Genomic DNA, 22,639 nt, shown 5'->3' on the forward strand with positions numbered 1-22,639 from the left:
CTACTAGTCGGGTTGCTTTCCAGCAATCTGAGGTAGGCCACGCTGCTCAAACAATAGATCTAGCGCCTCCCCGACGAGTGCTTCTACGCTCGTATCTTCATCTAGCGCTAGCTGTCTCACTTGTTTTGAGACTGCCGGGTCGAAGTAGCCGATAATGGCTTTCTTACCTGATCGACTCGGGCGATAGTGCGGGCTCTTCTTATTGTCAGGCTTAGCAGGTGCAGCCGATTGTACTTTGCCAGTCGCGGCTTTGCCATTTCCCACTTGCTTAAGCCGATCTCTTAGACCAGACATAGCAACACTTCTCCTATAAAAAATTTGTACCGTGTAATTGTGATATCACGCTATCACAAGACGATAGCTTTGGGTGTTCACCTTTCGGCAATCCTATGGTTGTGATTTCCTTATTACGTACTTACGTGATGAAGTGTCATTGTGATTACACGTTAGCACATAACCACTTGTACAGTTGCTTGATCTCCTTCGCGGCCTTTCCAGTCGGCGAGTATTCAAGCACACCTAGACCATCAACGACTGCTTTCGAGTACTCAGTTCTATCCCATAGTGCTATCGGGCAGATCTGTCGGTTCGTGTCGGTTTCCGCTAGATCTTTCAGAACGCTAGTCGCTTCGTACAGCTGCGGACGTGACTTAACTGCGTTTAGTAGCAACCCTACTTTTGCGCCTGCCGCTGAGCATAGGTCAAGTGTGGTTGTGATCGCTGAAAGATCCAGGATTGATGGACGACACGGCACAACGCAGATATCGGAGAGTCGCGCCGCCGTCAGAATCCCTTCTGAGTTAAAAGGAGCTGTATCTATGATGACTAAATCTGTGTTGTCCTCTTGAGTAGTGGCGATCGCTTGGGTAAGACGGCTGGGCGGTATAGCGACAACGATAGGTTCGGTGATGCCTTCCCCTTCTCGGATATCGCCCCACTGACTAATAGAACACTGCGGATCGGTGTCTAAGACAGCGACACTTTTGTCCGACAGGTGGGCGGCGACGGCTAGGTTCATCGATACCGTGGACTTACCTGGTCCGCCTTTCTGCGAAATGACGGCTGCAATTGGCATGACTTTATAGACCTCTCCAATGATATGTATTGACAAATGATTGGGTGCCAACGTGATTACACTACTGCATGCTAACGTGTAATCACTTATCAGCATACTTCAATACCCAATTGTTGCAGCGTGATATTTTGATATCGTGATTTTGTGATTACACAAACTTGTCGGCATGAGTATGGTGAGCAGATGCTTGTAATGTCCTCTATGTCTTAGTTTTGGCTGGTTAAGGTGGTGTGATATTGTGATTACACATTATCGCATCGACGATATCAAACGAGGGAAAGCAGCGCCAGTAGTATTAGTGTGTATGCGATTACGTGTAATCGCGTTTGCGTGATGGGGTGTTAAACTTATGGCTGATCAGTCTATGCCGATGCAATCTGATGCCTGCCATATAAAAAGGGTTACTCATAGCGCTTAGTTAGCATTTTCCTAGTAGCAGAATAGCCGCACTCAGACTAAACTCAGACTACGTTTCGTTCGCTTTGCCATTAGCTCCAAAAAAGGATGTCCTTTGGCAAACCCGTCTCTTTATTAGCTAGTGCGTTTGCCGCCGCCGGTGCTTTGCTCAGTGCTTCTCTCCTGACAGTGGGCCTTCTTGCTACGTGGAATGAAAAACATGACTAGCCCACACCATCTTGACTGGCTCCATCGATCGGAGACGTTCATAGAGGCGCAGACAGCGCCTGGGCGCGTCATGGTTGCCTGATTAACCAGGACGACTCTACTCTGTTCTTGTCTTTTGAAGATGGTAATCTCTATCAGACGTTTGATGAATCCGTTGTGGTGGCACAGGCTAAACCTGGCTGGCAGGGGCGAACCTGTCACTCTAGGCGTTCTTACTATGCCAAGCATTCACTCAACAAAGCTAAAAAAGCGATCTCGCCAGCGCAGTCAGCGGACTGACAGCATTGATATCCCGCTCTTAACTACGTATCGCCACCAGCGGTGCTAATCACCTTCTATCGCAACCGTACCGATGGCTCATTCATGCGCTCGCTCTTTCATACCACTCATCGAGGATGCGGCAAAAACGATAGAAAGGGGAACTCCTATTCATCTAAAAGGAGTTCCCCAAGCTCAGCTCAGACGCCATATTCGGACGGTTATTGGTATTCTTCAGGCTAAGTTCGGCCAAGACGTTACCATCACTCAAGACCGACAACCCGCTGCCGCCTGTCCCTTCTGTCTGCTGGAGAATACAATAGATGGCTGAGACCACAACTAGACTTAATGCTCAGCAATGGCAGCAGGCACAAGCCAAGGCTCAGCGGTTTCGTGCTCAACTCATAGCACTCTCTCGCAAAAATAACCCGCATAACTTCTACCAAGAACTCTTTGCGATCGCTGCCAGTCGCATTCAGGCCGATACCGATGCATTCTGTGGCTTCGCTGAACAAGTCTTCGAGGAGATTGAGGCGTATGGCCAAGAACCTACCCTCGATGAAAGTTGGATGGCTGAACTAACTGGCGATAAAGATACTTTCTACTTCTCAACTCAGGCGTTGGTTACTCAGCCAATACCCCTGCCGAGACAACAGAGGCAGAAGCCTCTTCCTTTACCTGATGGACCGTCAATAGCGAACGCCGTTACACAGGCGGTGCAGTCCGCTGAAGAGGCGCTTAATGTCGCTCATGCAGAAAAACGCCTGGATTCAAACCATTCAATCAGCGCTCTCTTGGCTCACACAACCTGCTTCCTTTGACCAGCTTCAACTGGCTACTCACCTACAGCCCGGTGAACTCTGGCTCGCTCTCCTGCTTGGACAGCAGCACTGGTCTATCCATCAACAAGTCTTCTATGGCGAAATCTCGGTTTCTCTCAATCAACTCAGTGAGTGAAATACTTTCCATGTCACTTTTTAGGGGAGGATGCAAAGGAAACGAATAAAGAGTGGTAATGCGATCTCGTAGCTGGAAATGACTATTGGGCGATCGCACCGCTACCGCTACTGCTCTAGCATCCACTATCTATACTCAGAATTCTGCTTTCTTAAGACTCCAAATAGATATGATAGCGTTGGTGTTTGAGAACTAGATACATGTCTATGGGCAGGCGAGCACCCTTTCATACCCCTCATCGATGAAGCGGGCTGAGAGCTGATGTCCTTTGACTTTGACCACACCAGCCTTTCAGTACTCACCATAACTGCACCTAGCCTAGATAAAGCCCTCCCACTCCCCAATTGAATTATTCGTGTTACTTTTATAAGGCTTTCCAGGGCACACCGAATCTCCGACTGGACAAAATCGCTTTATAGCAGTGGCTAAAGTGTAAAGTACATAAGCTTTGATAGGTTGACTAGTGAGGCTCACAAATAGCCACCAACAGAATATGCGAAAAAAGGAATGTAATTGCAAGCCATTACAACTACTGTTGTATAGCCACAGTCAGCAAATAAATAGCAATTGCTTCTTTATAAATTCTTCATTGGTATTCGTAGTATCTAAAGGCAGGATGTAGAAGGTAATAAACCGCTTAGCCCTTGATACGCTGTCTCTCCTTACCTGCTGATGCGATTCTACACCTCTGTTCTTAGCGCTTTACTAGCTGCTAGCGGCCTGATATCTAGCCAAAGTCTGGCTACCGCCAGTGGATTAAGGGAAGAATCAGCTGATGCAACAAGCTACACACCACAGCTCATTGCTCAAGTTGAACCAGGTATCGTCGAAGGTAGGCGGGTGTTTGGGTCTGAAGTTATAGACGCAATGCGGGTGTGTGCTCAACTCGTCTCAAACCTGCACTTGATGACCTGTATAGACCAACCGGCTATATGGGATGGTTCCATCGCTTCTTTTAGGATGAGTCTTGCGCCGGGTGATTACTATTTCTTTTCTTATCTAGAAGAAGATGATGGCTACTTCTTCTATTACGCACCATCTATGTTTGGAAGCGCGAATAGTAGACCAATTGTTGTAAAAGTACGAAGTGGTCAGACGACAAGCGGAATTATAGTAAGTAATGGCAGTACTTGCTCCAATTATCCTCAGTTCTGTATTGCTCCTCCTAGCTCCGGCACTCCGGCTACTTCGTCTTCGCAAAGCGGCACTGCGGCTGATTCATCTTCGCAAAGCAATGATGTGCCTCCAGATCTAATCCCTGCTGCTTATTACAGAGGAGCTTACGTCAGCGTGTTTGAGCACAATGGTCAGTTCTGCTACGTCGGGTTTAGTCGTAATGGTCAACTGATAGCTTCTATCTCTGAAGACTCTGAGCAACCTAATATCTACCGTTTTGATGACCCAGATCATAGAGATACACGAATTTTCCAAGTGGATGCCACCACTTTGAGCTATGGAGGTGGTGAGTATGAAAGAGTCAATGATGTTCAGCCTTTCAGCCAAGTAGGCTCTAACATACAAGCCTGTCTGACTTCAGAAGTACCTTACTTTGAAGCTGAGGAGCATACAGGCAGGCAGAGACCTTCGAGGTAGATGGTATATTCTGCTGGTCTGCGTAACCTTTTTTACATAGATAGATTTCCTTTGAACCCGTCTGAATATAAATTAGAGAGTAATCAGAGATTTTCCGGAATTTTCTACGCTTCTTTATCTCCCATAATTCTCTTCAGCTCTCACCAACAGCGCGGCAGCTTTAACAACGATAGAAGATGGCGATCGCTGCTTTAACAATATCCAGAAAACTAGAAAAGCAGCAAAGCAGACGCTAGCGATCGCTCCTCTGCCTTTTCTGCTTCAGTCCTCTGAGCTTCCTTATCAGTCCCATCTCGTCTACCTCATCACTCAAGGCAATTAACTCATAGGATGGGACGCTAGCGAGCGAAGAGAGAGGGCGATCGCTCCCTGTAAAAAAAGACTGGTATCAGTAGCTAACCCTAACAACCGGAAGGGCAATCTCAGCACAGAAACAGAAGCACCATTGGCACCACTGACACCACTGAGACCATTGACATTAATGAAGCAGTTAGACGGTGGGGTTGCTTCATCTACGTTTCTCACAGCGTTCGCTGGTAGGGAAGGTTTTGCTTTGAACCGGGGCGATCGCTTCTTTAAGAAGAACCAAATCTGGGGGAGTGCGCTCGTCTGCTCACCAATTGCATCGTCTACTACAACATGGTGATCCTCTCTAAGCTCTTTACTCACAGTGAGCGTCAGCAGGATGGTGACGGGATGGAACTGCTCAAGCTGGTTTCGCCCATCGCTTGACAGCACCTTATCTTTCATGGCCGCTATGAGTTCTACAAAGCACCTGAATTCATTGATATGGAGGCGATTCTACAGCAGCTGATGCACAGGCCGATTCAGTAAGTCTCACTCGTCTCGATCTGTATTGCGACGTTTCAGGGGGGTATGCAAAGAGCCCCAATATACGTGTCTGAACGGAGGTTATATGGAGTCAGAGCTGTGATCCCGGAGCGTATCAAAATCACGGAGTAATCGCATCACTGCCGGAACGATCGTCGGAGTCAGTAGCGTTGAGAACGCTAACCCCCCTACCAAGACGATGCCTAACCCCTGGTAAAGTTCCGCGCCCTTGCCAGGAAAGGTCGCTAGCGGCAACATGCCTAATATACTGGTTCCGGCTGACATAAAAATAGGTCGCAGGCGATCACGCACAGCCTCATAAAGCGACCTATCTAAATCTTGCCCTTGCTGCTGAAGCTGAAGTGTTCGATCCACTAGCAAAATTGCGTTGTTCACCACAATTCCTGTCAAGATGACAAAGCCCAAGCCAGCAATCATATCCAATGGCACAACGACACCCGGAATGAGATTTGCGATCGCAAACTCAGCAGCGCACCCGTTAGGCCAATGGGAACCGTCACCATAATCACCAGCGGGTATATCAAGGAGCGATAGAGCGCGACTAATAGTAAATAAGTGATCAGCAGTGACAGTAGAAAAGTAGCACCCAGTTGGCGCAGCGTTTCTGACAACACATTGGCAGAGCCAGCCAGTTCAGCACGGTATCCTGATGGCAAAGTTGCTCGCAAGGGCTGTAAAATCGTTTCTTCAGTCTGCTCTAGCAACCCGCCCAAAGGCGCTTCTTGAGAAAGCGATACGGTCAGTGTGATGGCCCTTTCTGTATCTACATGGCCGATTGAATTTGGCCCGGTCGTTTCAACCATGTCGGCAACATCTAATAGCTGAACTTGTTGGCTACTGCCACCACCCCCTACATAAAGCGGCATTTGTCGAAGCTGAGCAGGCGTTTCAGCCGTAGCATCTTGCAGTTTCACGGTTACGTCAAGGTCTCGCCTGCCATCAAAAAAATCAGAGGCACGTACGCCCCCCAGCGCTGTTTCAACAGCAGTCCCCAAGTCTAGCGCTGAGAGGCTAACCTCAGCGAGCCGTTCTCGATCGGGAACAATCTGTAGTTCGGGCGCACCTGTTAGAAAGTCGGGACGAACATTCTGTACACCGTCCAGCACTTCCAAAGATTCAGCAACCTGACCTTGAATTTGATTGAGGTAGTCTAAGTCTGGGCCAATGAGCTTAACCTCAAACTCTTTACCAGGATTACTGAAGATAGAGGCTCGCCTGAGACCAACAAATCGGTAACCTGGAAACTCGCCGCTTGCCGCCCGCATCCGCTCTTCCAGGTTACTTAAGGTTCGAGCGTTAGTCTCTTCTAGCTTGAGAAAAACACCGATGATGCTACCAGCAGGCCGATGAACCAGAATATCTCCTAACACTTCTGGCTGCGCTTGAGCGAACGCATGAGGTTTTTCGTATAGCTCTATCGCTTCAGGAATACTGGTTCCTGGAAATGGCTGGGTGATCCATATAATTAGATTGCGATTACCTTCTGGCAGATAGTCCATAGCAGGTAGTAGCTGATAGCCGACAAAGAGTAGCGCTATTGGAACGCTCAACACTGCAAACCTGCGACTACGATGTCCTTTTCCTAAGGACCATTTTACGGTTGCTAGCAAGCTTTGTTCTAAGCGACTCTGCACTTGCGTAAAATATCTAGAAACTTGAACGATAGCCTGTTCAATTGAGTTGCCTTTGATGTGAGTCTTTCCTTCCAGCATTTGCTGGGCATCGGCTTGAGTCAAAAACAGCCCTGAGAGCATGGGCACCAGCGTCAGTGCGGCGAAAAGAGAAAAGAGAACGGAGGCAGAAAGGGCGATGCCTAAATCGAAAAAGAGCTGTCCGGCTTCTCCCTCTACAAGTACAATCGGCATAAATACGGCTACATTTGTCAGCGTAGATGCCAGCATAGCTCCGCTAACTTCCTGGGTAGCGTCAACAGCCGCTTGAACCGTCGTCTTCCCCTTTTGAATATGAGTAAATATATTCTCTAATACAACAATGGCATTATCTACAATCATGCCAGAGGCGAAGGCGAGTCCCGCCAGGCTAATAACGTTAAGCGATCGCCCCAACAGCGCAAAGACAATGAATACCGAAATGAGCGTCGTCGGAATAGTAATCGCAATGACAGCAACGGTTCTCAGCGAACCTAGAAAAAGAATCAGTACAAAAGCGGCTAAAACAGCACCAATAATCAAACTACTCTGGACGAAAGAGATCGATTGACTGATGTAGTCATTTTCGTCGTATGGGATGATAAAGCGAACGTTTTCTCCCTGTTGTATAAATCTCTCTTCGATTTCTGCGAGCGCCGCTCGGATACTTTTAGAAATCTCAGGAACATTTCCTCCAATCTGTCGAACCGCGCCGATGGTAATGGCGGGTTCACCATCGCGTAAGAAAGCCATCTCAGGGGTCGCTCGCCCAATTTTAGCCTCGGCGACATCTCCTAAGTAAACCGTGCCTGACGTATCTCGACGGAGTATCAGCCCTTCTAGCTGTTTGACGTCGTTTGCACGACTGACTGTTCGTACTCTGTATTCACGCCGACCGACGACCATGGGTCCGCCTCGAATGTCGCGATTGCTGCTGCGCAGTGTATTGATCACATCATCAATAGCCAGATTTCGATCGGCTAGCGCCCTTGGATCGACAATCACTTCAACTTCTCGTGCTTGCCCGCCTTCTATAGAGAGATCGCCAATCCCTTCAATGTGACGCAGACGCGGCCCAATCACATCGTCTGCCAAATCGCGGTAGTGGTTCAGATCAGCGGTAGCTCCCTCAGCAGGCACTAGGTGAATTCGCAGCATAGGACTATCGGTGTCACCGCTGACAATTTGCACTTCTGATTCACTTGCTTCAGCGGGCAAGTCATCAGCCTGTTGCAACTTACTGAGCACATCTACAAATGCCTGATTGATATCTACATCCCAAGCAAATTCTAGGCTGATGCTGCTTTGCCCATTACCGCTGGAACTTGTCATCTCTTGGACACCCTGAACCCCTTCAAGGACTTCTTCAATTGGGCGCGTGATCAAATCTTCGACTTCTGCTGGGCTTGCCCCTGGATAGTTTGTTTGGATAGTTACCTCCGGGCGATCGCCCCCAGGCCGCAGCTCCGAGGGCAGGCTGAACAATGCCAATATGCCAAAGAGCGCAATCAAACAAAACAGAACAATCGTGCCATGCCGCCAGCGAACAGCCATTCTAATCAAATTCATGATAATGCCAGTGCTTAGTGAACCTATTGATCTATTACCTGAACTGCTGCGCCCGCTCGTAGTGCCGACGCACCTCGCACCACCACAGATTGTCCGGAGCGTAATTGCTCTGAAGCGATCGCCACCGCTTCGCCCGTATCTGCAACCAGTTCCACGGCTATCTCATTCGCTTGTCCATCAGCAACCGTAAACACAATCCACTCGCCCTCCTGCTGCACCAGAGCATCACGAGAAATAACAAAGCTGGGCGTATCGCTTGCTCTCTCTAAAGTGCCTTGAACAGACATACCCGGCAATAGACCTGCCGGAGTATTTTCTATTTGAAGGCGTACTCGCTGGCGACGAGAGGTTTCGTTCGCAGTTGGAATTACCCCATCAATTGTCGCTTGCCCTTGCCAGCCAGGCAGCGCTCGCGCTGTCAGCATAACGGTTAATCCAGGTGCTATCTGACCGCTAAGTTCTTCAGGAATCTCTAAAAACACATCAAGATCTTCACGATCAACTAACGACAACACAGCTTACCTGCTTCCATATAATCTCCGACGTTAGCGACTCTCTCTTCTACAACGCCGCTGATTGTTGTCTGAAGGCGAGTACGACTCAAGCTCAGCTCAGCTTGCTCGACAGCGGCCCGCCTCGCCGTCACAATCGCTCGCTGAGCGGCGAGTTCTTCAGCGGTGGGGCCTGCGGTTGCTTCGGCGAGGGTTGCCGACGATTCTAGTTTTGCTGAAAGAGCAGCATCTACTGCTGTTCTAGCTTCAATCAGCGATCGCTCAGAGAGTGCTCCTTGTGCCACTAATGCTTGAGTGCGCTGAAGATTATCCCGTGCTTCTTGCTCTCTGGCCTCAGCAGATTGTAAAACTGCTGTTCTCTGCTCAATAATCTCTGGCCGAGTTCCCGTCTCTAGCTCTGCTAAATTACTCTGCTCAGAAGCAAGATTGGCGATCGCCTGTGAGAGAAGTAGCTGCTGGTCGGCATCATCTAAAACAGCAACCGTCGTACCAACATCAACTCTATCGCCTGATTGAACCAGGATTTTCTGAACAACTCCCGATGTTTGCGATCGCAGTGTTGTGTTTGTTCTGGCTTCGGCTTGACCAATCAGTTCAACAGAGCTAACGCCCTCGCCGACAGCGAGTCTGGCAACTTCGACAGGGCGAGGCGGTGGCGCTTGAGAAAGCGCCTGTGAGTCAGAATTTCTACGATTGAGAACGACCCAATAGCCAAAGCTACCGCTCAGTAAGACGCTTGCTAGCAATATCCCTATCAGTCGGCGATGACTCTGCGCATTTTGTTCTTTCTCTTTATTTACTGAGCCTTCAGAACTATCCATAATCTTGTGAATAAAATGACCTCAACTCACTGCTCGGATATACCAAAGACAAAAGCTGGATCGCCTGTGAAACACTGAACAGACTCTCCATCAACAGTAACCTCAACTGGACTGGCTTCTACCACAATCTGACTAATACTTTCTCCTTCAGGCACACCCAAAGCGCTCAGATCGACAGTAGCGGTGTGAAGATGCAAATGATTGAGTACGTTTCGTTCTGATGCCGGGTAGTTTTCAAGGTCAGCAACTGAGGTAATCAGCGTTCCTTCTCTGAGCTCTTCTTTTCCGTAATAACGCATGACCCCGAGCGGCATCTGTTGTGTGTAGTCGCCAGATTCAACTGTCGTGGAAGTCCCGTCATCTAGTCGTACCCTAAGATTATCGCCACCCGGTGAAGGGGTATCAGGACAGCCTGAACGAGTACTGCCCCTGGTAGCACTCATTTCACCAATTAGTAAATCAACGCCGGGAGCATTGACTAAAGGAGGACTAAAACGCATCGCAAGTCCATTTCCCTCACTGCCAATATCAAAGAACACCGAGTTAATGGCGCTATCTGTCAGGTAATTCTTCGCTGCCAGACGAACATCCTCACTTACAGGACTACCGGTGTCGTCATTTATTTCAACGATCTCAGTTCCAGGCGTTACTGGATGCGCATAAAGAGCCGGTGATGAGCCAGAATTTTGATACCCTATCAGCTCAGGTTTTTGTAAGTCTTGATAGGTAAGTTGTCGAACCACAGTGCCTTCATAGATGACGACTTCATCTAGAATGATTGTGCCTGATTCGGCCTCTAGCGTTGTGTTGAGCAGCACCTCTGCAGGTATTCTAGATTCTGTAGGATTCGTCTGAGCTTGTGCAAAGATCTCAGCACCTTTCAATAAAGGCATCATGACAATCAAAGATAAAACAGTTCTGTTTAAGTGGGGCATGTTTCTCCTGAACAGGTTTATTGACTAACGACTTTCTAACTCGAACAATCTTGTGGAGTAGCAGACTGCTTTGCTATCGGGCAAAGCCTACCTTCCAACCTGGCCTTCTGTTCCTGTCCAAATTCGAGCAATTAGAAAGGGAAGCTCTACCTGACTTTCTCCATTGTTGAAGTTAGGTGCGCGGTGAAGCTGATTGACAGAAGCGTATAGCCAGGAATCTGGGCCGAATCGAACGCTGTCTAACCAAAGAAATCTAGGATCTTGGGCTAAGCGTACAGTCCGTCCATCCGGGGAGAGCATATCAACCGCATTAGCTGCGACGTTTGTAAAAAAGTGATTGCCCTCAGCATCAGTGCTGACGCCATCCGTGACGGGCTTTGAACCGGCGACTTCAATCGCTTCTCCAATCTCTTGGTCCGATGCGCCGTTGCGAAGAAGCTGGGTAGGCAGGCTGTACCAAGTTAAACCTCTGACTGCGCCAAAGAACAACGTCTCGCCGTCTGCTGAGAGCGTAATGGGGTTCATCGGTGAGCCTGCTGGAAAGCTCCTGCCATCTGGCGTAGTGACCGTCCAAACCTCTCCTTCTACCATCACGACGACACGATCTTCATTCAGAAATGAAGGATGATTTTCAAATCGTCTTACGGTGTTTTGGTTAATATCTACTGCTACGATGGCAGGCCGCTGTGCAGAACTATCTGCAATATAAACAAAGCCGCGCTCTGCGTCCACAGCCAAATCTTGCATGAACTGCCCTTGCGGGAACTGTCCAGGCGCTTCTGTTTCGTCGAAGTCATAGCGATAGAGCAATTCGCGAGTATTGATATCGAAAGATAGCAGTTTTGGACGTTGCGCTTCGGGGAGCCAGTTGCCATGGTCAATGACCCAAAGGCGATCGCGCGAATCAATCACGACTCCATGAGGCGTGTGCAGCACATCAGACCCGCTACCTGGTGGCGCATTCCAGGCCTCGTTCGGAAATGCTTCCCAGGTCGTTCGTCCCGTAACTTCGATCAGCTGCGCATCTCCACGCCCTCTGCCATGTACCGTTGCAAAAATTCGTCCGTCTTGAGAAACGGTGACATTTCCGGGCATAATGTCAAGCTCTGCAACAATCTCTACCTGCCCTACTTGAGTATCAACAGACTCGTCGTCCGCTGCTTGCGCAGCTAATGGGTTAGCCGGAATCTCTAAAACAGCATCTTGAGGAGTCTGCGAGTAGCTAGAACTAGCAAATCCAAAAACGAAGAGTAGTGTAAAAAGTAATGCTTGATTTCTCATCGGTGTTATAAAAGTCTTTTGTTCTCAAATATTCAAAAATTTGGTTGCCCTTTTCGTTTCTGTTCAAGTTTGTGTCGCTGAATAATCTTGTTCTCCATTGCTTGTTGCTTCAACTGTTGAATACTTCAGTAGTATTGCAAAGGAATATCACAGAAATATGATATGACGTATCAGTGTCCAACAAGAAACCCGTTATACTGGTCAAACACGTTGCTTTAGAAGGCTAGAGTATCCTTGCGGGGGTCGTTCTGGCTAGCTTATAGGCAATCGAACCTGAAAAGTGCTGCCTTTGCCGACAGTACTCACGACGGTGATTTCTCCACTGTGGGCATGGATGATTTGTTGAGTGATGGATAGACCGAGACCAAATCCGCCTGTGTGACGAGATCGCGCTGCATCAATTCGGTAAAAGCGCTCAAAAATTTTAGGCAGGTCTACCTCTGGGATGCCTGTCCCATCGTCTTTAACCTGAATAAGAACACTGTGAGATTGAACCTGCAAGCAAAGTTCAACGATGCCATGCTTTTTTGTGTATTTGAAAGCATTGTCTAAGAGATTTGTAAAGGCGCGGCGCAGAAGCTGCGAATCGGCTTTAACGACTGTTTTGACCGATGGAATGTCATAAATAAATTGACGTTTTTTTTGAAATGATTGGGCTTTGCCGTATTCACAGAGCGATATCAGTAATTCTTGAATGCTCATACGTTGGCTGAGCGCAGCACCCTCAATTGGCCCCTCATGGCGAGCTAAAAACAAAAGATTGTCAATCAGCTCGCTCATCGCCTTCGCAGCCGTTTCAATTTCTCTAACGCAGTTTGCTCGCGAGCTAGCCTGAACATTAGGAATCAGAGCAACCTGAGCATTGCTAAAACCGCCGCTAAAGGATTGCGTAATTCATGAGAAGCATCGGCAGTAAAACGCTGTAGACGATCATAAGACTGACGGATTGGCTGCATGGCAATGCCGCTTAAGACCCACCCCGTTAGGCCAATAATGCCGAGTGTAATCGGCACGCCAAGTGTCAAAACAACAAGCGCCTGATTAAGATCGGCTCGTAGCGGAGCCAACGGAGTAGCAGCTTGGATATAGCCAACAGTAATATTGTTGTACTTAATTGGAGCTGTTAGTTGACGCAGCGTCTGGTGTGTCAAGTCACGCTCTGAAGGCTCCTCGCCTGTGACATTATCGACACGAATAGTCTGAAAGTAGGGTGTCGTAGCTGTTAACTGTGGTTGGTTGGGCGAGCGGCCCGCAAACTGGATTAATTGCCTATCTATGTTGTACCAGCGGATGTAAACCAATTTATTCTGTGGGGGAGAAGCATTCTCACCAATGAGTGTGGTTCCGGGCTCGATAGAGAGAAGCCAATCGCCCTGTTCCGGACGGTAGTAGGCTCTATCTTCCGCTTGTTTCACAGCTGTATGCAGACTTTCATCAAAGGCTCGCAGCCGATCCTCAGCTTCGAGGTAGTAGACTGCGCCTGTGAACGCGATCAAGATACTCCCCATAGAGAGGGCAAACCAGTAAGCAAGATTAAGGCGGCTACGAGTGAACATTGCAAAAATGAAAGCCAAACAATGGGCACAGCGATATCTTGTCAGGGGACTTCTTCTGGATGCTGGAGACGATAGCCTGTACCATAAACGGTTTTCAACCAGCTTTTGGCACCCAGCTCATTCAGCCTCTGCCGCAGTCGCCAAATAAGGGCTGTTACTGCGTTGCTTTCTGGCTCGGTTCCCCAGATCCACAAGGTTTGTTCAATGTTATCGCGGGTGATGACCTGGCCCGATCTTCGCATCAGGTACTCCATCAAATGGAATTCGCGACTGGAAAGACGAATACATGATTTTTGACGCTCTAAAGTGAGGGTTGAAGTATTCAGATAGAGGTCACCAAAGCTGAGCGATCGCCATGCCACTGGGGAGATCGCCGACCCAGTGCCCTTACCCGAGCCAGCAACTCAGAATGTCCACGGGCTTTACTAGATAATCATCCGCTCGGCATCTAGCCCACAACCTTGTCGGCGTAGTATCTTTTGCCGTAGCATCATCACAGGCGCTATTTTGCCAAGCGTTCTGTAGTGTTGACACAAAGACACGCCGCTGAGTACAGGTAGCATCCAGTCCAAAATCAGCAAATCGTAATCCTTATGGCTAACCAGCCATTGAGCCTCTTGAGCATTCTCGACCCCATCGACCAAGTGTCCCGACTCGGAAAGGGCAATGCATAGTGGCCGTAGCTGAGCCGGATCATCTTCAACAATCAGGATAATCATTGGTGATATTCAAATGCGGGTCAGTAGAAGTCACCACCCTTTATTTTGGGCAATAAATATAACAGAAAGGTGATAGTGCTAATTGTCGGCTACCCTAAATGCATTGAGCGTTAGACAGTATCCACTTGCAAAGATTGCGTCGTCTTTGGCTATCGAATTTTAGAAAGCTGCGGCCCTGGCTATCTCTGTTGGTGCTAGGGTTTGCCTTTTGGGCTTTTGGTCAGCTGATAATACTGCGGATACTAGAGCGCACCTATCAAACGCCTCGATATTTCATCACAGATACTGAACCCAAAGGCGGCTTTCAACAGGCAGTTGCAGTCATTCAGGTAAACATTAGCAACGAATCTAATACCTCAAAAGCCGAAGTTGTTTTTAATGATCCAGGGGTAGAATCTCGTCGGTTTCAGTTTGCGCTTACTAGACCCGAGGAGCTTGAACAGGCAATCGCGCAAGAACTCGGCATGTCATTGTCAGAAGTTCGCAGTCTGGTTCAATACAAAGTCCAAAACCAGAAGCTATAGCCTTCGTCGGAGATTTTTACATTAAAAGGTCCTAATTTTCATTTTCACTAGCGTCGATAAAGTCGATACCCGTCGGTCCAAACCCCGTTTCTTGAGCGACAAGCTCTCCTTCTTTGGCCCACATGTAATGAAGCGTCCCAGCTGGTGTATACACAACTGAGCCAGCAGGATAAGCAACTGCTGCCTCTAGGTTCATCTGCTCGCTGGTATCCTCTTCCGCGACGCCGTAGTACATAATGCCCGAAATCACAGTGGTGATTCTGTCGTCAGGATGGTGATGCAGCGGAAAAACAGTGCCCTCATCCATTTTGCCGAGCAGGGCATAGAGTTCCGCCGTAGATGGGTCACCGACGGCCACAGCACTCTTGACACCCGCAATTTCTGAATTTTCGCGCCACTGAACAGCGGCTGGCCCCATCAGCCGATCAGCCGGCTCTGACGCAAACGCCTGTACACAAAACATCATCGATAGCAAAAAAGCGACAACAAGCGAGATTATTTTAAACATCTCAAACTCTCCTTCAATAATTTCCTTCGGCACCCCAACAGAACCTATGGCGTCTGGGAATTCCTGAGCAGCCCAAGCGTCGTAAACACAACTGCAACGACCCACAGCGCAGGGCCAACCCATCCAGTCGGCAGCCAGGGAAAAGTACCCGGCAAGATGAATAACAAGAACAGACCAATCTCTGTCCAGGTAATCGCAAAGAGATTTATCCAGTAACCGATGCGACTGTTCCGCCAATTCAAGAAACCAACCGCGATCGCACAAACCGCAAAAAAGAGAATATGAAACGCACCTTGCTGAAGGCGAACGCCCACCCCAGCCGGTTCAGCTAGTGTTGCGCCAAACTGCCACAGACAAGCAACCACCCGTAAGTGCCACAGCCCCCAAAGAATATACGTGATCGCCCCCACCTTATACCAGGCAAATCGACCTACCCACCCCTGCTTCCGAACAGTCTGCTCATGAGAAGACATCATCTTCAACTACCTTTTTTCTTGATTTCCTAGTTTCACTTTACGGATTTTATACTTGCGAGTATAGAAAAGCTTTTAGAAAAGCGCAAGTTTTTCTACTCGCCGGTATAATACTGTTGATAATAGATATGATGGAGGCCAGCGATAGACAGAGACATGGGACGACCAAGAAAATTTGATTCTGAAGCAGTACTGAACGTTGCTCTTCGGCACTTTTGGTCGAGTGGCTACACGGCTGCCAAACTAGACGACATTTGCCAGGAAGCTGGCATCACTAAGCCCAGTCTTTACAATGCCTTTGGCGACAAAAGCAACCTCTACACAGCAGCGCTAGGTTATTACGAGAAGGCATTCCAGGCCCGAGTGATGCAGGCGTTAAACGCTGCAGGGACCGCTGAAGAAGCTCTGGAACAATACTTTGATCAAACTGCTTCGATCCTGGCTGATCCCGCGTTTCCTAATGGATGCTTGAGGGTAAAAACGCTCTCTGAATGTGCAACCTCGCATCCCGAACTCATTAAAGTTGCCTGTACTCAGCGCGATGCCAGTATCAATGCGCTAGTAGCAGTGCTGGTCATACGGCTACTCTGGTGATCGCGCCAGAGAGATAGCCGATTTGCTGTTATCCTTAGCGATGGATTAGCCGCTAGCGCACTAGTCGTCTCGTCTAAGCGGCTAAAAAAGAATGCCTGTCTGGCGGCAAAGACCACGCAGACATTACTAGCTCCCGACTGAAACATACACGTTTTAGTATCTAATTTACTATTCCTTTATCCTGCGCAAAAAAATTATCAGGTCGCCCTGGTTTGAGAAATCTAGTAGAGCTTCGCCGGGATGAGCATAGTCGGTAGAAAGGTATCAGCTTTATCTAGCTTTACTAGCTAATTTTAGAAGCCTAGTTTGAGACATCTTCTCTGACTGCGTCAAATGTTTGTTGGTAGTCGATAATCTAATCGGAGTCGCATTACCTTATCCACTTTTAACGATGTAAGATCTGGCTGTATACTAAATCTGGCAAGCATTTAAGAATAGATGAACAATAACAAAGAGAAGTTAGTCCTCAAGCAGTAAGGATAGAATTGAACGTGGTGCTATCGACTCTGATTCATGTTAGACCATCAGCCGACCCGTCCTGCTTGTCACTCAAAGCAGGTCGTCAAGAACGGTAAAATTCATAATGGGAAACAGAATCATCGATGTAAAAACTGTGGTCGCCAATTTGTTAAAGACCCTCAGCAAAAGCGCATTAGCGATGCCACTAAAGCCCTGATTGATGACCTCTTGCTAGAGCGACTGTCGATGAACAATCCATCAAAGGGCATTGTCAAGTTGATCTCGATGAGCCAATTTTAGGACAGTTTTATTCGGCAAGTGTCATCTAATCGACCTATGCGATCACATAGGTCCCTGTCAGAGATCGCCAACTTTCCATCCGCTGGCGCATCGTTTCTCGATAGTCTGAAGCGGTTTGTTTGTGTTGATGGGGATGAAAATGACCGCGTATCGGTTCAAAGGCTGACAGAAAACGCTGTGCGTGACTCGCCGATTTGAATCGACCCATCCGCCGCTCTCTGATGCGAGTTGGTCTGTGTGAGTTCTCTGCTCGATTGTTCAAGCCCTTATGCTGCCTATGCTCTACACCCTTCAAGATGTCCTTCTTCGCAGCGCCACAGCTTTTGAGCTTATCGGTGATGATGACTCTGGGGGCAAAGCCGGTTGATTTGAGTAGCTTGCGGAAGAATCTGTAAGCAGCCGCTGTGTTGCGTCGGCGCTGCATCAGAATGTCGAGCACCATACCATGCTGATCAACGGCTCCCCACAAGTAGAACTGCTCGCCTTTAATCTTAATGACGAGATTCTTATTCGAGAATATCCGAACCATCACTGCTTGAACCATCACGCTGACCGGACTCGCTTCTACAAACTGCTCAAAGATAGCGTCAATCATTTTCCTGCCCCCTTCAGCTCATGCCAAGCAGTCGGGCTATAACCTTTGCAGATACTTGGCTGTACTCCCTTTCAGTGTATCGATCGCTAGTACAATTGGTCACCTTAACAGGGGTAGTTATAAAAGTTATGCAAGATCGCGCAATATCGTCCTAGACTCGCCTAATTGAGCTTTCCTAGCATTGTGAAGTATCAACGACCGGTGCGATGTAGCAAGCTGAGAATGAAAGGAGGAATCAACTTCTATTCAATGAGTAGAGAATAGTCTCTCAACAATCTCTGCCCTTCTGTTCCCACCGAAGAGAGTTTATGACTCCGGTCATGCTGGCAGTAAGTGATGACCTTAGTGGAATGCAGACCACGGAAGAATCCTAACCTGATAGTCTAAATTTAGAAGATGTGTGAAGCCATAAATGTTTAAAAATAGGAAGAAGTTCGATCCCGTTCGCCGTGGCCTTTTGACTGGAAGCGCCGCCGCAGCGACCGCCATGGCTCTTGGAGCTCGCCGCACTGCTGCGCAATCCGGCACGGCGTCCGTCACGTCCGCGCCCGCACCTGGCCGCCGAATGCTTGGCAGTCTGGAAGTCTCCGAAATTGGCCTTGGTGTGCAGAATATGCACCGCACCTTCCACACCATCGTCCCCAATCGCGGCGATATGATCCAACTGATCCGCACTGCTTTTGATGAGGGAGTCACCTTTTTCGATTGTGCTGAGGTGTATGGCCCGCACAAATGCGAGCGTATCCTGGGGGAGGCCATGGCACCGTTCCGGGATCAGGCGCAAATCACGACGAAGTTTGGTTTCGATGTTGACCTTGAAACGGGCGAATTTCGCGGCGGGGTGATCAGCGATCCGGCGCGCATCCGGCAAGCTGTTGAAGGGTCGCTGCGCCGCCTGCGCACCGATCGGATAGACCTGCTCTATCAGCATCGCGTCGATCCCAATGTGCCTATCGAAGAAGTCGCAGGAACGGTTTCTGATTTGATGAAGGAGGGTAAAGTCCTAAACTGGGGGCTGTCGGAGATGGGGCCTAATACACTGCGCCGAGCCCACGCTGCCTTGCCTGTCACTGCCGTACAGAATGAATATTCAATACTCTACAGAGGCATGGAAGACGACATTCTCCCAATCTGCCAGGAATTAGGTATTGGCGTCGTTCCGTTTGCGCCGCTCGGCTATGGCTTCCTTACGGGAGCGGTCGATATGGAGACAATGTTCGCGCCCAGTGATTTTCGTGCGCTTACATCCCGAATGGATCCCGAAAATCGCGAGGTAAACATGGCACTCGTAGAGCTTGCAAGCAACTGGGCTAATCGTAAGGGTGTCAATCCGGGGCAGATCGCACTGGCTTGGCTCATGGCACAAGGCCCGTCGATTGTGCCTATACCCGGCACAACGCAAATGCCGCATCTGCGCGACAATATCGCTGCGGCGAACGTGACATTCGACGCAGCAGAGTTATCCGAATTTACAACTGCGCTTGATGCAATTGAGGTGCAGGGCGAGCGCGCCCCCGCAATTGTCATGGAATGGAACGGGGCAGAGGCTCGCGAGATTTAAGACATCGTCGACTTAACTATCGATCTCAATAGCTAGACACTACTGGTAGCTAGATACTACTGGGGGTACTGAAAGCGGTGCGATGTAGATAAGTCGAATGTGACAAAGAGGCAACCGCCAAGTACAAGAGTGGAATTAACAAATACTGTTTACCAGAGGTTGTTCTTTCTTGTTCTTCTTTCAAAGCAACAGATTTCTGTTCTCACTTGATGCAAGTATGCGAGTGCCTAGTTGGAAGGAAGCGTAGAGCTGTCTAATCGAACCAGAGTCTAGCGAGCGAATGAGACGCATGAGACAGGCTGAATCGGTTGGCTAACTAGCAGCATGAAACAGCTAGAGCCTTTGTAAGACACAGAGAACGCGCTGCGTACATAATTCGACTAGTTGCCTATCGATGCAACTAACCGTCCAGTCGCAGCAAGGACTTTAGCCGTGTCTTAACCTGAGACTCTGGACTAGATGGACTGAAGAGGGCTGCTCAGTCTCATCTCATTGCGAGCAGTTAAAGTATTATAGTGAGACTAAAGTGCCGTTGATGCTGTCTTGTAGGGAGTCTTTGTTGCTTGGTGTTGACTTCGTAGTCTTGTGCCTCACTACTGAAGAATTGTTGTTTCCAAAGTCACCCAGTATTCAAACTTATGCAGAGTCAAGTAGAACAGATTGTTCAACAGGTAACCTATTGGGCAGTTAGTCAGGAGTCCATTCTAGCAGCAGCCTTAGTCGGTTCGCAGGCTCGTGGCACGGCAACTGCTAAGTCAGATATCGATCTAATGTTTTTAGCTAGACAGCCTTTACACTTCAGAATGAGCACAGACTGGCTAAGCAAGATTAACTGGGGCGATCTCTATATCGAGAGCTGGGAAGATAAGGTCTATGGTGTTGTGTGGTCGCGTCACGTACAACTAAACGCTAGTAACCCACATCGTATAACGGTCGAGCTAAGTTTCGGGCGACTAAGTTGGGCGTCTATCACGCCCTTAGATACGGGCACTCAGCAAGTTGTTCGCGATGGTTGCCGTATCTTGTATGATGCCGAAGGACATCTGTCTCGGTTAGTGCGATTTGTGCTGAGCCAGTATGGATAGAAAGGCGTCCGAAGCATAATCAGTTCGCAACTGCGATAAAGGGACGCAAGCGCAACTGCGTGTTGTATCTCTCTTTGTTCGCCTGCTAAAGTTCTTGAGCAAGCGTCAAGACGCGTTGATATAGCTGGGGACTGATACGAAACCCAGCTTCTTCGATTAAGCTGTCCATAACAGACTGAACTTGAGGAATGAGATTTCTTTGCTTAGCGACCAGTAGAACACCCAATATGCCAATGATAGATAGTCCAAGTCGAGCAGCTTCTTGTCTGCCCAGCCTTTCGTCAATCAGCAGATCGTCAGCTCGTAGCTCAAGCGCCAGAGCGATCGCATGAGCTTCTCCAGCATCTAGTCCCCGTTCCTGTTGCAGCTGATTAGCTAGCTGAGATTGAGAAAGGGCTTGAACCTTAATCCAGTCTAGTTGGAGAGTGGCTGAAATAGTAGGGTTGCTGGCGGCTGCAAGTTCGCTAGCAACAGCCTCAGGAATGATGACGGTTTGGTAGATGACTTCTAGCAGCCAGAGATGCTTAACAAGGGCTAGATTAGAGAGCGCAGAGGTATCGCTGACAACGATCACAGCCAACCCCGCTCGCGCAGATGCTGAACATCTTGCTCAAAGTCTTCCACATCATAGTGAACGCAGATGCCGCGCTCGGCCAGCATCTTCTGAAAGTCCATCAGTTCGATACCGGCTATCTTGCTAGCGCGACTGAGAGACACACGCTCTTGTTGAAACAAGGCAAAGGCAATCTCTCGTAGCCAGTCGTTCTGGTTAAAGCCCTCTGTCTGGCTAAGGCTATCTGGTAGGTTCAGAGTAATTTGCATGGAGCGGCCCTTACGCATCTACCTGCATTGTAGAGTTGGATGGGCTGTAGTTGCCTGTTCTGTATCGGTACAGATGAATCCGTAATCGGACTGCGTGACATGTGTCGTAATCACCGTTTTTGGTACTATCTGGAAAAACGGCAAAAAAGCGGCTTTTGGGACTGTATTTGTGTGCCAAAACCTATGTCATAATCAAAGTGTCGAAAATGGAGGCGCTTTGCGAGTTTTGAACCATTGAAAATAGGATACGCCAGAGTTTCGACGGCTGACCAAAATTTAGAGCTGCAAACAGATGCTTTGAAAGCGGCAGGTTGCGAGAAGATTTTTAGCGATCACGGGGTGAGTGGCGCAAAGGCTGAGCGCCCTGGACTAGATAAAGCGCTGGAGCAGATCAGGAAGAAGGATACGCTGGTGATTTGGAAGCTCGACCGTTTGGGTCGTTCTTTGAGCGATCTGCTGAGTATTGTTGAGGGTTTGAAGGAGCGGGGTGCGAACTTCGCCAGTATTCAGGACGGCTTCGATACGTCTACTGCGTCAGGGAAGATGGTTTTCTCTGTGATCGGGGCGATGGCTGAGTACGAACGGAACTTGATCCGAGAACGGACGATGGCAGGTTTGGCGGCAGCTCGTGCGCGTGGTCGTAATGGTGGTCGTCCGAAGGTGTTGGACAAGAGCCAGGTGAAGGTAGCGATCGCACTCGCAGAAGCGGGCGAGCTGACGATCAATGAAATCTGCGAGCAGGTGGGTTGTAGTCGTTCTACTTACTATCGGCAGGTTGCGTCGCGTCTTGACTCTAGCAGGAATAGCAACTGAGTTGACTTCGGCGTAGCGCCAGCGCGGTTGTGGATAATAAAAATTAGTAGCCCGCTGATACGATGCAAATGGCTGTAGAAGGTTCTCTTAGCCAAGTTGCAAACAAGGGCATAAGGCTGCATGAAAGATAAAAAAGTAGTAATCGTCGGTGCCTCTTCAGGAATCGGAAGATCGCTCACTAAAATGTGTTCTGAGCAAGGCGCTATAGTTCATCTACTGAGTAGAAGTGAGGCTAAGCTTGTCCAGGTACAGAAAGAGTTGAACGCTCCATCATATGTACACGAAATGAATATGTTAGATGAGGAATCTGTTAGTCAGACATTTGCTGATATCGGAGAGTTTGACTACTTATCTTTTACAGCGGTAGCTGATGAGCTGAAACTGATGTCACCAGTCGAGTCGATGACGACCGAAGTCGCACATCGGGGCATGGAAAAGTTTTGGGGCACGTTTAACGGCTGTGTTGCAAAAACTGCGTAGCCCTTTATTGGTATTCTGAGATGC

At 48.7% G+C, this 22,639-nt stretch carries 30 protein-coding genes and 1 pseudogene; 11 read left to right on the plus strand and 20 right to left on the minus strand.

Annotated elements, in window-relative coordinates; genetic code table 11:
* Positions 1-3: 3 nt before the first annotated feature.
* The 3 genes from S7335_RS19875 to S7335_RS27440 all read right to left on the minus strand — a co-directional run bounded on the left by S7335_RS19875 (position 4) and on the right by S7335_RS27440 (position 1,900).
* Positions 4-294: a ribbon-helix-helix domain-containing protein gene (locus tag S7335_RS19875; protein WP_006458414.1), complete on the minus strand. Its 291-nt coding sequence runs from the start codon at positions 292-294 to the stop codon at positions 4-6.
* A 145-nt stretch (positions 295-439) separates the two neighbouring features.
* The gene (locus S7335_RS19880) at positions 440-1,075 is read right to left on the minus strand and encodes a ParA family protein (protein ID WP_050766021.1); all 636 of its coding nucleotides are present in this window, start codon (positions 1,073-1,075) and stop codon (positions 440-442) included.
* 531 nt (positions 1,076-1,606) lie between these two features.
* The gene (locus tag S7335_RS27440) at positions 1,607-1,900 is read right to left on the minus strand and encodes a hypothetical protein (RefSeq protein ID WP_006457765.1); all 294 of its coding nucleotides are present in this window, start codon (positions 1,898-1,900) and stop codon (positions 1,607-1,609) included.
* Between the two features lie 151 nt (positions 1,901-2,051).
* Here S7335_RS27440 and S7335_RS19885 point away from each other — a divergent pair, with 151 nt between their 5' ends.
* The gene (locus tag S7335_RS19885; RefSeq protein ID WP_006458188.1) at positions 2,052-2,288 is read left to right on the plus strand and encodes a hypothetical protein; all 237 of its coding nucleotides are present in this window, start codon (positions 2,052-2,054) and stop codon (positions 2,286-2,288) included.
* Positions 2,281-2,778 carry a hypothetical protein gene (locus S7335_RS19890; RefSeq protein WP_006457866.1) on the plus strand — a complete coding sequence of 166 codons (498 nt, stop codon included), beginning with the start codon at positions 2,281-2,283 and terminating at the stop codon, positions 2,776-2,778. The genes S7335_RS19885 and S7335_RS19890 overlap by 8 nt, the downstream gene beginning before the upstream one ends.
* 22 nt (positions 2,779-2,800) lie before the next feature.
* Here the strand turns inward: S7335_RS19890 and S7335_RS19895 are convergent, their stop codons facing one another.
* Positions 2,801-3,040 (minus strand): hypothetical protein, encoded by a 240-nt coding sequence (locus tag S7335_RS19895; protein ID WP_006458206.1) that lies wholly within the window; start codon positions 3,038-3,040, stop codon positions 2,801-2,803.
* Positions 3,041-3,586: 546 nt separating this feature from the next.
* On the opposite strand from S7335_RS19895, the gene S7335_RS19900 reads away from it, so the two are divergent.
* A complete protein-coding gene (locus S7335_RS19900; RefSeq protein WP_006457835.1) occupies positions 3,587-4,507 on the plus strand; it encodes a hypothetical protein in 921 nt (306 codons plus the stop codon).
* A 318-nt stretch (positions 4,508-4,825) separates the two neighbouring features.
* Here S7335_RS19900 and S7335_RS29530 read toward each other — a convergent pair whose 3' ends face one another.
* Positions 4,826-5,032, minus strand: coding sequence for a hypothetical protein (locus S7335_RS29530; protein WP_157620581.1), 207 nt, complete (start codon positions 5,030-5,032; stop codon positions 4,826-4,828).
* A 114-nt stretch (positions 5,033-5,146) separates the two neighbouring features.
* Here S7335_RS29530 and S7335_RS29535 point away from each other — a divergent pair, with 114 nt between their 5' ends.
* The gene (locus tag S7335_RS29535) at positions 5,147-5,239 is read left to right on the plus strand and encodes a hypothetical protein (RefSeq protein WP_157620583.1); all 93 of its coding nucleotides are present in this window, start codon (positions 5,147-5,149) and stop codon (positions 5,237-5,239) included.
* 180 nt (positions 5,240-5,419) lie between these two features.
* Here S7335_RS29535 and S7335_RS29245 read toward each other — a convergent pair whose 3' ends face one another.
* The 10 genes from S7335_RS29245 to S7335_RS28955 all read right to left on the minus strand — a co-directional run bounded on the left by S7335_RS29245 (position 5,420) and on the right by S7335_RS28955 (position 14,401).
* Positions 5,420-5,788 carry an efflux RND transporter permease subunit gene (locus tag S7335_RS29245; protein WP_255346484.1) on the minus strand — a complete coding sequence of 123 codons (369 nt, stop codon included), beginning with the start codon at positions 5,786-5,788 and terminating at the stop codon, positions 5,420-5,422.
* Positions 5,773-8,577 carry an efflux RND transporter permease subunit gene (locus tag S7335_RS19910; RefSeq protein WP_255346485.1) on the minus strand — a complete coding sequence of 935 codons (2,805 nt, stop codon included), beginning with the start codon at positions 8,575-8,577 and terminating at the stop codon, positions 5,773-5,775. The genes S7335_RS29245 and S7335_RS19910 overlap by 16 nt, the downstream gene beginning before the upstream one ends.
* Before the next feature lie 23 nt (positions 8,578-8,600).
* On the minus strand, positions 8,601-9,092 hold the full coding sequence (locus tag S7335_RS28510) for an efflux RND transporter periplasmic adaptor subunit (RefSeq protein WP_006458104.1): 492 nt from the start codon (positions 9,090-9,092) through the stop codon (positions 8,601-8,603).
* A complete protein-coding gene (locus S7335_RS28515; protein ID WP_006457980.1) occupies positions 9,080-9,910 on the minus strand; it encodes an HlyD family secretion protein in 831 nt (276 codons plus the stop codon). The genes S7335_RS28510 and S7335_RS28515 overlap by 13 nt, the downstream gene beginning before the upstream one ends.
* Before the next feature lie 26 nt (positions 9,911-9,936).
* On the minus strand, positions 9,937-10,845 hold the full coding sequence (locus S7335_RS19920; protein WP_006457805.1) for a hypothetical protein: 909 nt from the start codon (positions 10,843-10,845) through the stop codon (positions 9,937-9,939).
* Between the two features lie 87 nt (positions 10,846-10,932).
* Positions 10,933-12,126 (minus strand): L-dopachrome tautomerase-related protein, encoded by a 1,194-nt coding sequence (locus S7335_RS19925; RefSeq protein ID WP_006458245.1) that lies wholly within the window; start codon positions 12,124-12,126, stop codon positions 10,933-10,935.
* Between the two features lie 252 nt (positions 12,127-12,378).
* Positions 12,379-12,906 (minus strand): cell wall metabolism sensor histidine kinase WalK, encoded by a 528-nt coding sequence (locus S7335_RS28940; RefSeq protein WP_006458380.1) that lies wholly within the window; start codon positions 12,904-12,906, stop codon positions 12,379-12,381.
* A 65-nt stretch (positions 12,907-12,971) separates the two neighbouring features.
* Positions 12,972-13,682: a histidine kinase dimerization/phospho-acceptor domain-containing protein gene (locus S7335_RS28945; protein ID WP_006458252.1), complete on the minus strand. Its 711-nt coding sequence runs from the start codon at positions 13,680-13,682 to the stop codon at positions 12,972-12,974.
* A gap of 41 nt (positions 13,683-13,723) precedes the next feature.
* Entirely contained in the window at positions 13,724-14,044 is a 321-nt protein-coding gene (locus S7335_RS28950) for a winged helix-turn-helix domain-containing protein (protein ID WP_006458186.1), read from the minus strand.
* A 63-nt stretch (positions 14,045-14,107) separates the two neighbouring features.
* Positions 14,108-14,401 (minus strand): response regulator, encoded by a 294-nt coding sequence (locus tag S7335_RS28955; RefSeq protein WP_006457782.1) that lies wholly within the window; start codon positions 14,399-14,401, stop codon positions 14,108-14,110.
* A 125-nt stretch (positions 14,402-14,526) separates the two neighbouring features.
* Between S7335_RS28955 and S7335_RS19940 the strand changes: the two genes are divergently transcribed.
* A complete protein-coding gene (locus S7335_RS19940) occupies positions 14,527-14,925 on the plus strand; it encodes a hypothetical protein (protein ID WP_006457875.1) in 399 nt (132 codons plus the stop codon).
* Positions 14,926-14,956: 31 nt separating this feature from the next.
* Here the strand turns inward: S7335_RS19940 and S7335_RS19945 are convergent, their stop codons facing one another.
* Together S7335_RS19945 and S7335_RS19950 are read right to left on the minus strand one after the other, a co-directional pair.
* On the minus strand, positions 14,957-15,433 hold the full coding sequence (locus S7335_RS19945; RefSeq protein ID WP_006458000.1) for a cupin domain-containing protein: 477 nt from the start codon (positions 15,431-15,433) through the stop codon (positions 14,957-14,959).
* A 44-nt stretch (positions 15,434-15,477) separates the two neighbouring features.
* Positions 15,478-15,909 (minus strand): hypothetical protein, encoded by a 432-nt coding sequence (locus S7335_RS19950; protein WP_157620585.1) that lies wholly within the window; start codon positions 15,907-15,909, stop codon positions 15,478-15,480.
* 153 nt (positions 15,910-16,062) lie between these two features.
* On the opposite strand from S7335_RS19950, the gene S7335_RS19955 reads away from it, so the two are divergent.
* Positions 16,063-16,500, plus strand: a complete 438-nt coding sequence (locus S7335_RS19955; protein WP_006458032.1) for a TetR/AcrR family transcriptional regulator — start codon at positions 16,063-16,065, stop codon at positions 16,498-16,500.
* 513 nt (positions 16,501-17,013) lie between these two features.
* Positions 17,014-17,259, plus strand: a complete 246-nt coding sequence (locus S7335_RS19960) for an IS1 family transposase (protein WP_006458098.1) — start codon at positions 17,014-17,016, stop codon at positions 17,257-17,259.
* Positions 17,260-17,293: 34 nt separating this feature from the next.
* Here the strand turns inward: S7335_RS19960 and S7335_RS19965 are convergent.
* Positions 17,294-17,761 (minus strand): annotated as a pseudogene (locus tag S7335_RS19965) (IS6 family transposase); the annotation flags it as partial.
* Between the two features lie 505 nt (positions 17,762-18,266).
* Here S7335_RS19965 and S7335_RS19970 point away from each other — a divergent pair.
* Positions 18,267-19,415 (plus strand): aldo/keto reductase, encoded by a 1,149-nt coding sequence (locus S7335_RS19970; protein ID WP_006457907.1) that lies wholly within the window; start codon positions 18,267-18,269, stop codon positions 19,413-19,415.
* A gap of 638 nt (positions 19,416-20,053) precedes the next feature.
* Entirely contained in the window at positions 20,054-20,500 is a 447-nt protein-coding gene (locus S7335_RS19975; protein ID WP_006458079.1) for a nucleotidyltransferase domain-containing protein, read from the plus strand.
* Between the two features lie 85 nt (positions 20,501-20,585).
* Here the strand turns inward: S7335_RS19975 and S7335_RS19980 are convergent, their stop codons facing one another.
* Both S7335_RS19980 and S7335_RS19985 read right to left on the minus strand, forming a co-directional pair.
* A complete protein-coding gene (locus tag S7335_RS19980) occupies positions 20,586-21,074 on the minus strand; it encodes a DUF3368 domain-containing protein (protein WP_038019273.1) in 489 nt (162 codons plus the stop codon).
* Positions 21,071-21,340, minus strand: a complete 270-nt coding sequence (locus tag S7335_RS19985; RefSeq protein WP_198011470.1) for a UPF0175 family protein — start codon at positions 21,338-21,340, stop codon at positions 21,071-21,073. Before S7335_RS19985 ends, S7335_RS19980 begins: the two co-directional genes overlap by 4 nt.
* A 216-nt stretch (positions 21,341-21,556) precedes the next feature.
* On the opposite strand from S7335_RS19985, the gene S7335_RS19990 reads away from it, so the two are divergent.
* Positions 21,557-22,135, plus strand: a complete 579-nt coding sequence (locus tag S7335_RS19990; RefSeq protein WP_006457864.1) for a recombinase family protein — start codon at positions 21,557-21,559, stop codon at positions 22,133-22,135.
* 120 nt (positions 22,136-22,255) lie between these two features.
* Positions 22,256-22,615 carry an SDR family NAD(P)-dependent oxidoreductase gene (locus tag S7335_RS19995; RefSeq protein ID WP_006458201.1) on the plus strand — a complete coding sequence of 120 codons (360 nt, stop codon included), beginning with the start codon at positions 22,256-22,258 and terminating at the stop codon, positions 22,613-22,615.
* Positions 22,616-22,639: the final 24 nt, after the last annotated feature.

The sequence above is a fragment of the Synechococcus sp. PCC 7335 genome (assembly GCF_000155595.1).
In the GTDB taxonomy this organism is placed as follows: domain Bacteria; phylum Cyanobacteriota; class Cyanobacteriia; order Phormidesmidales; family Phormidesmidaceae; genus Phormidesmis.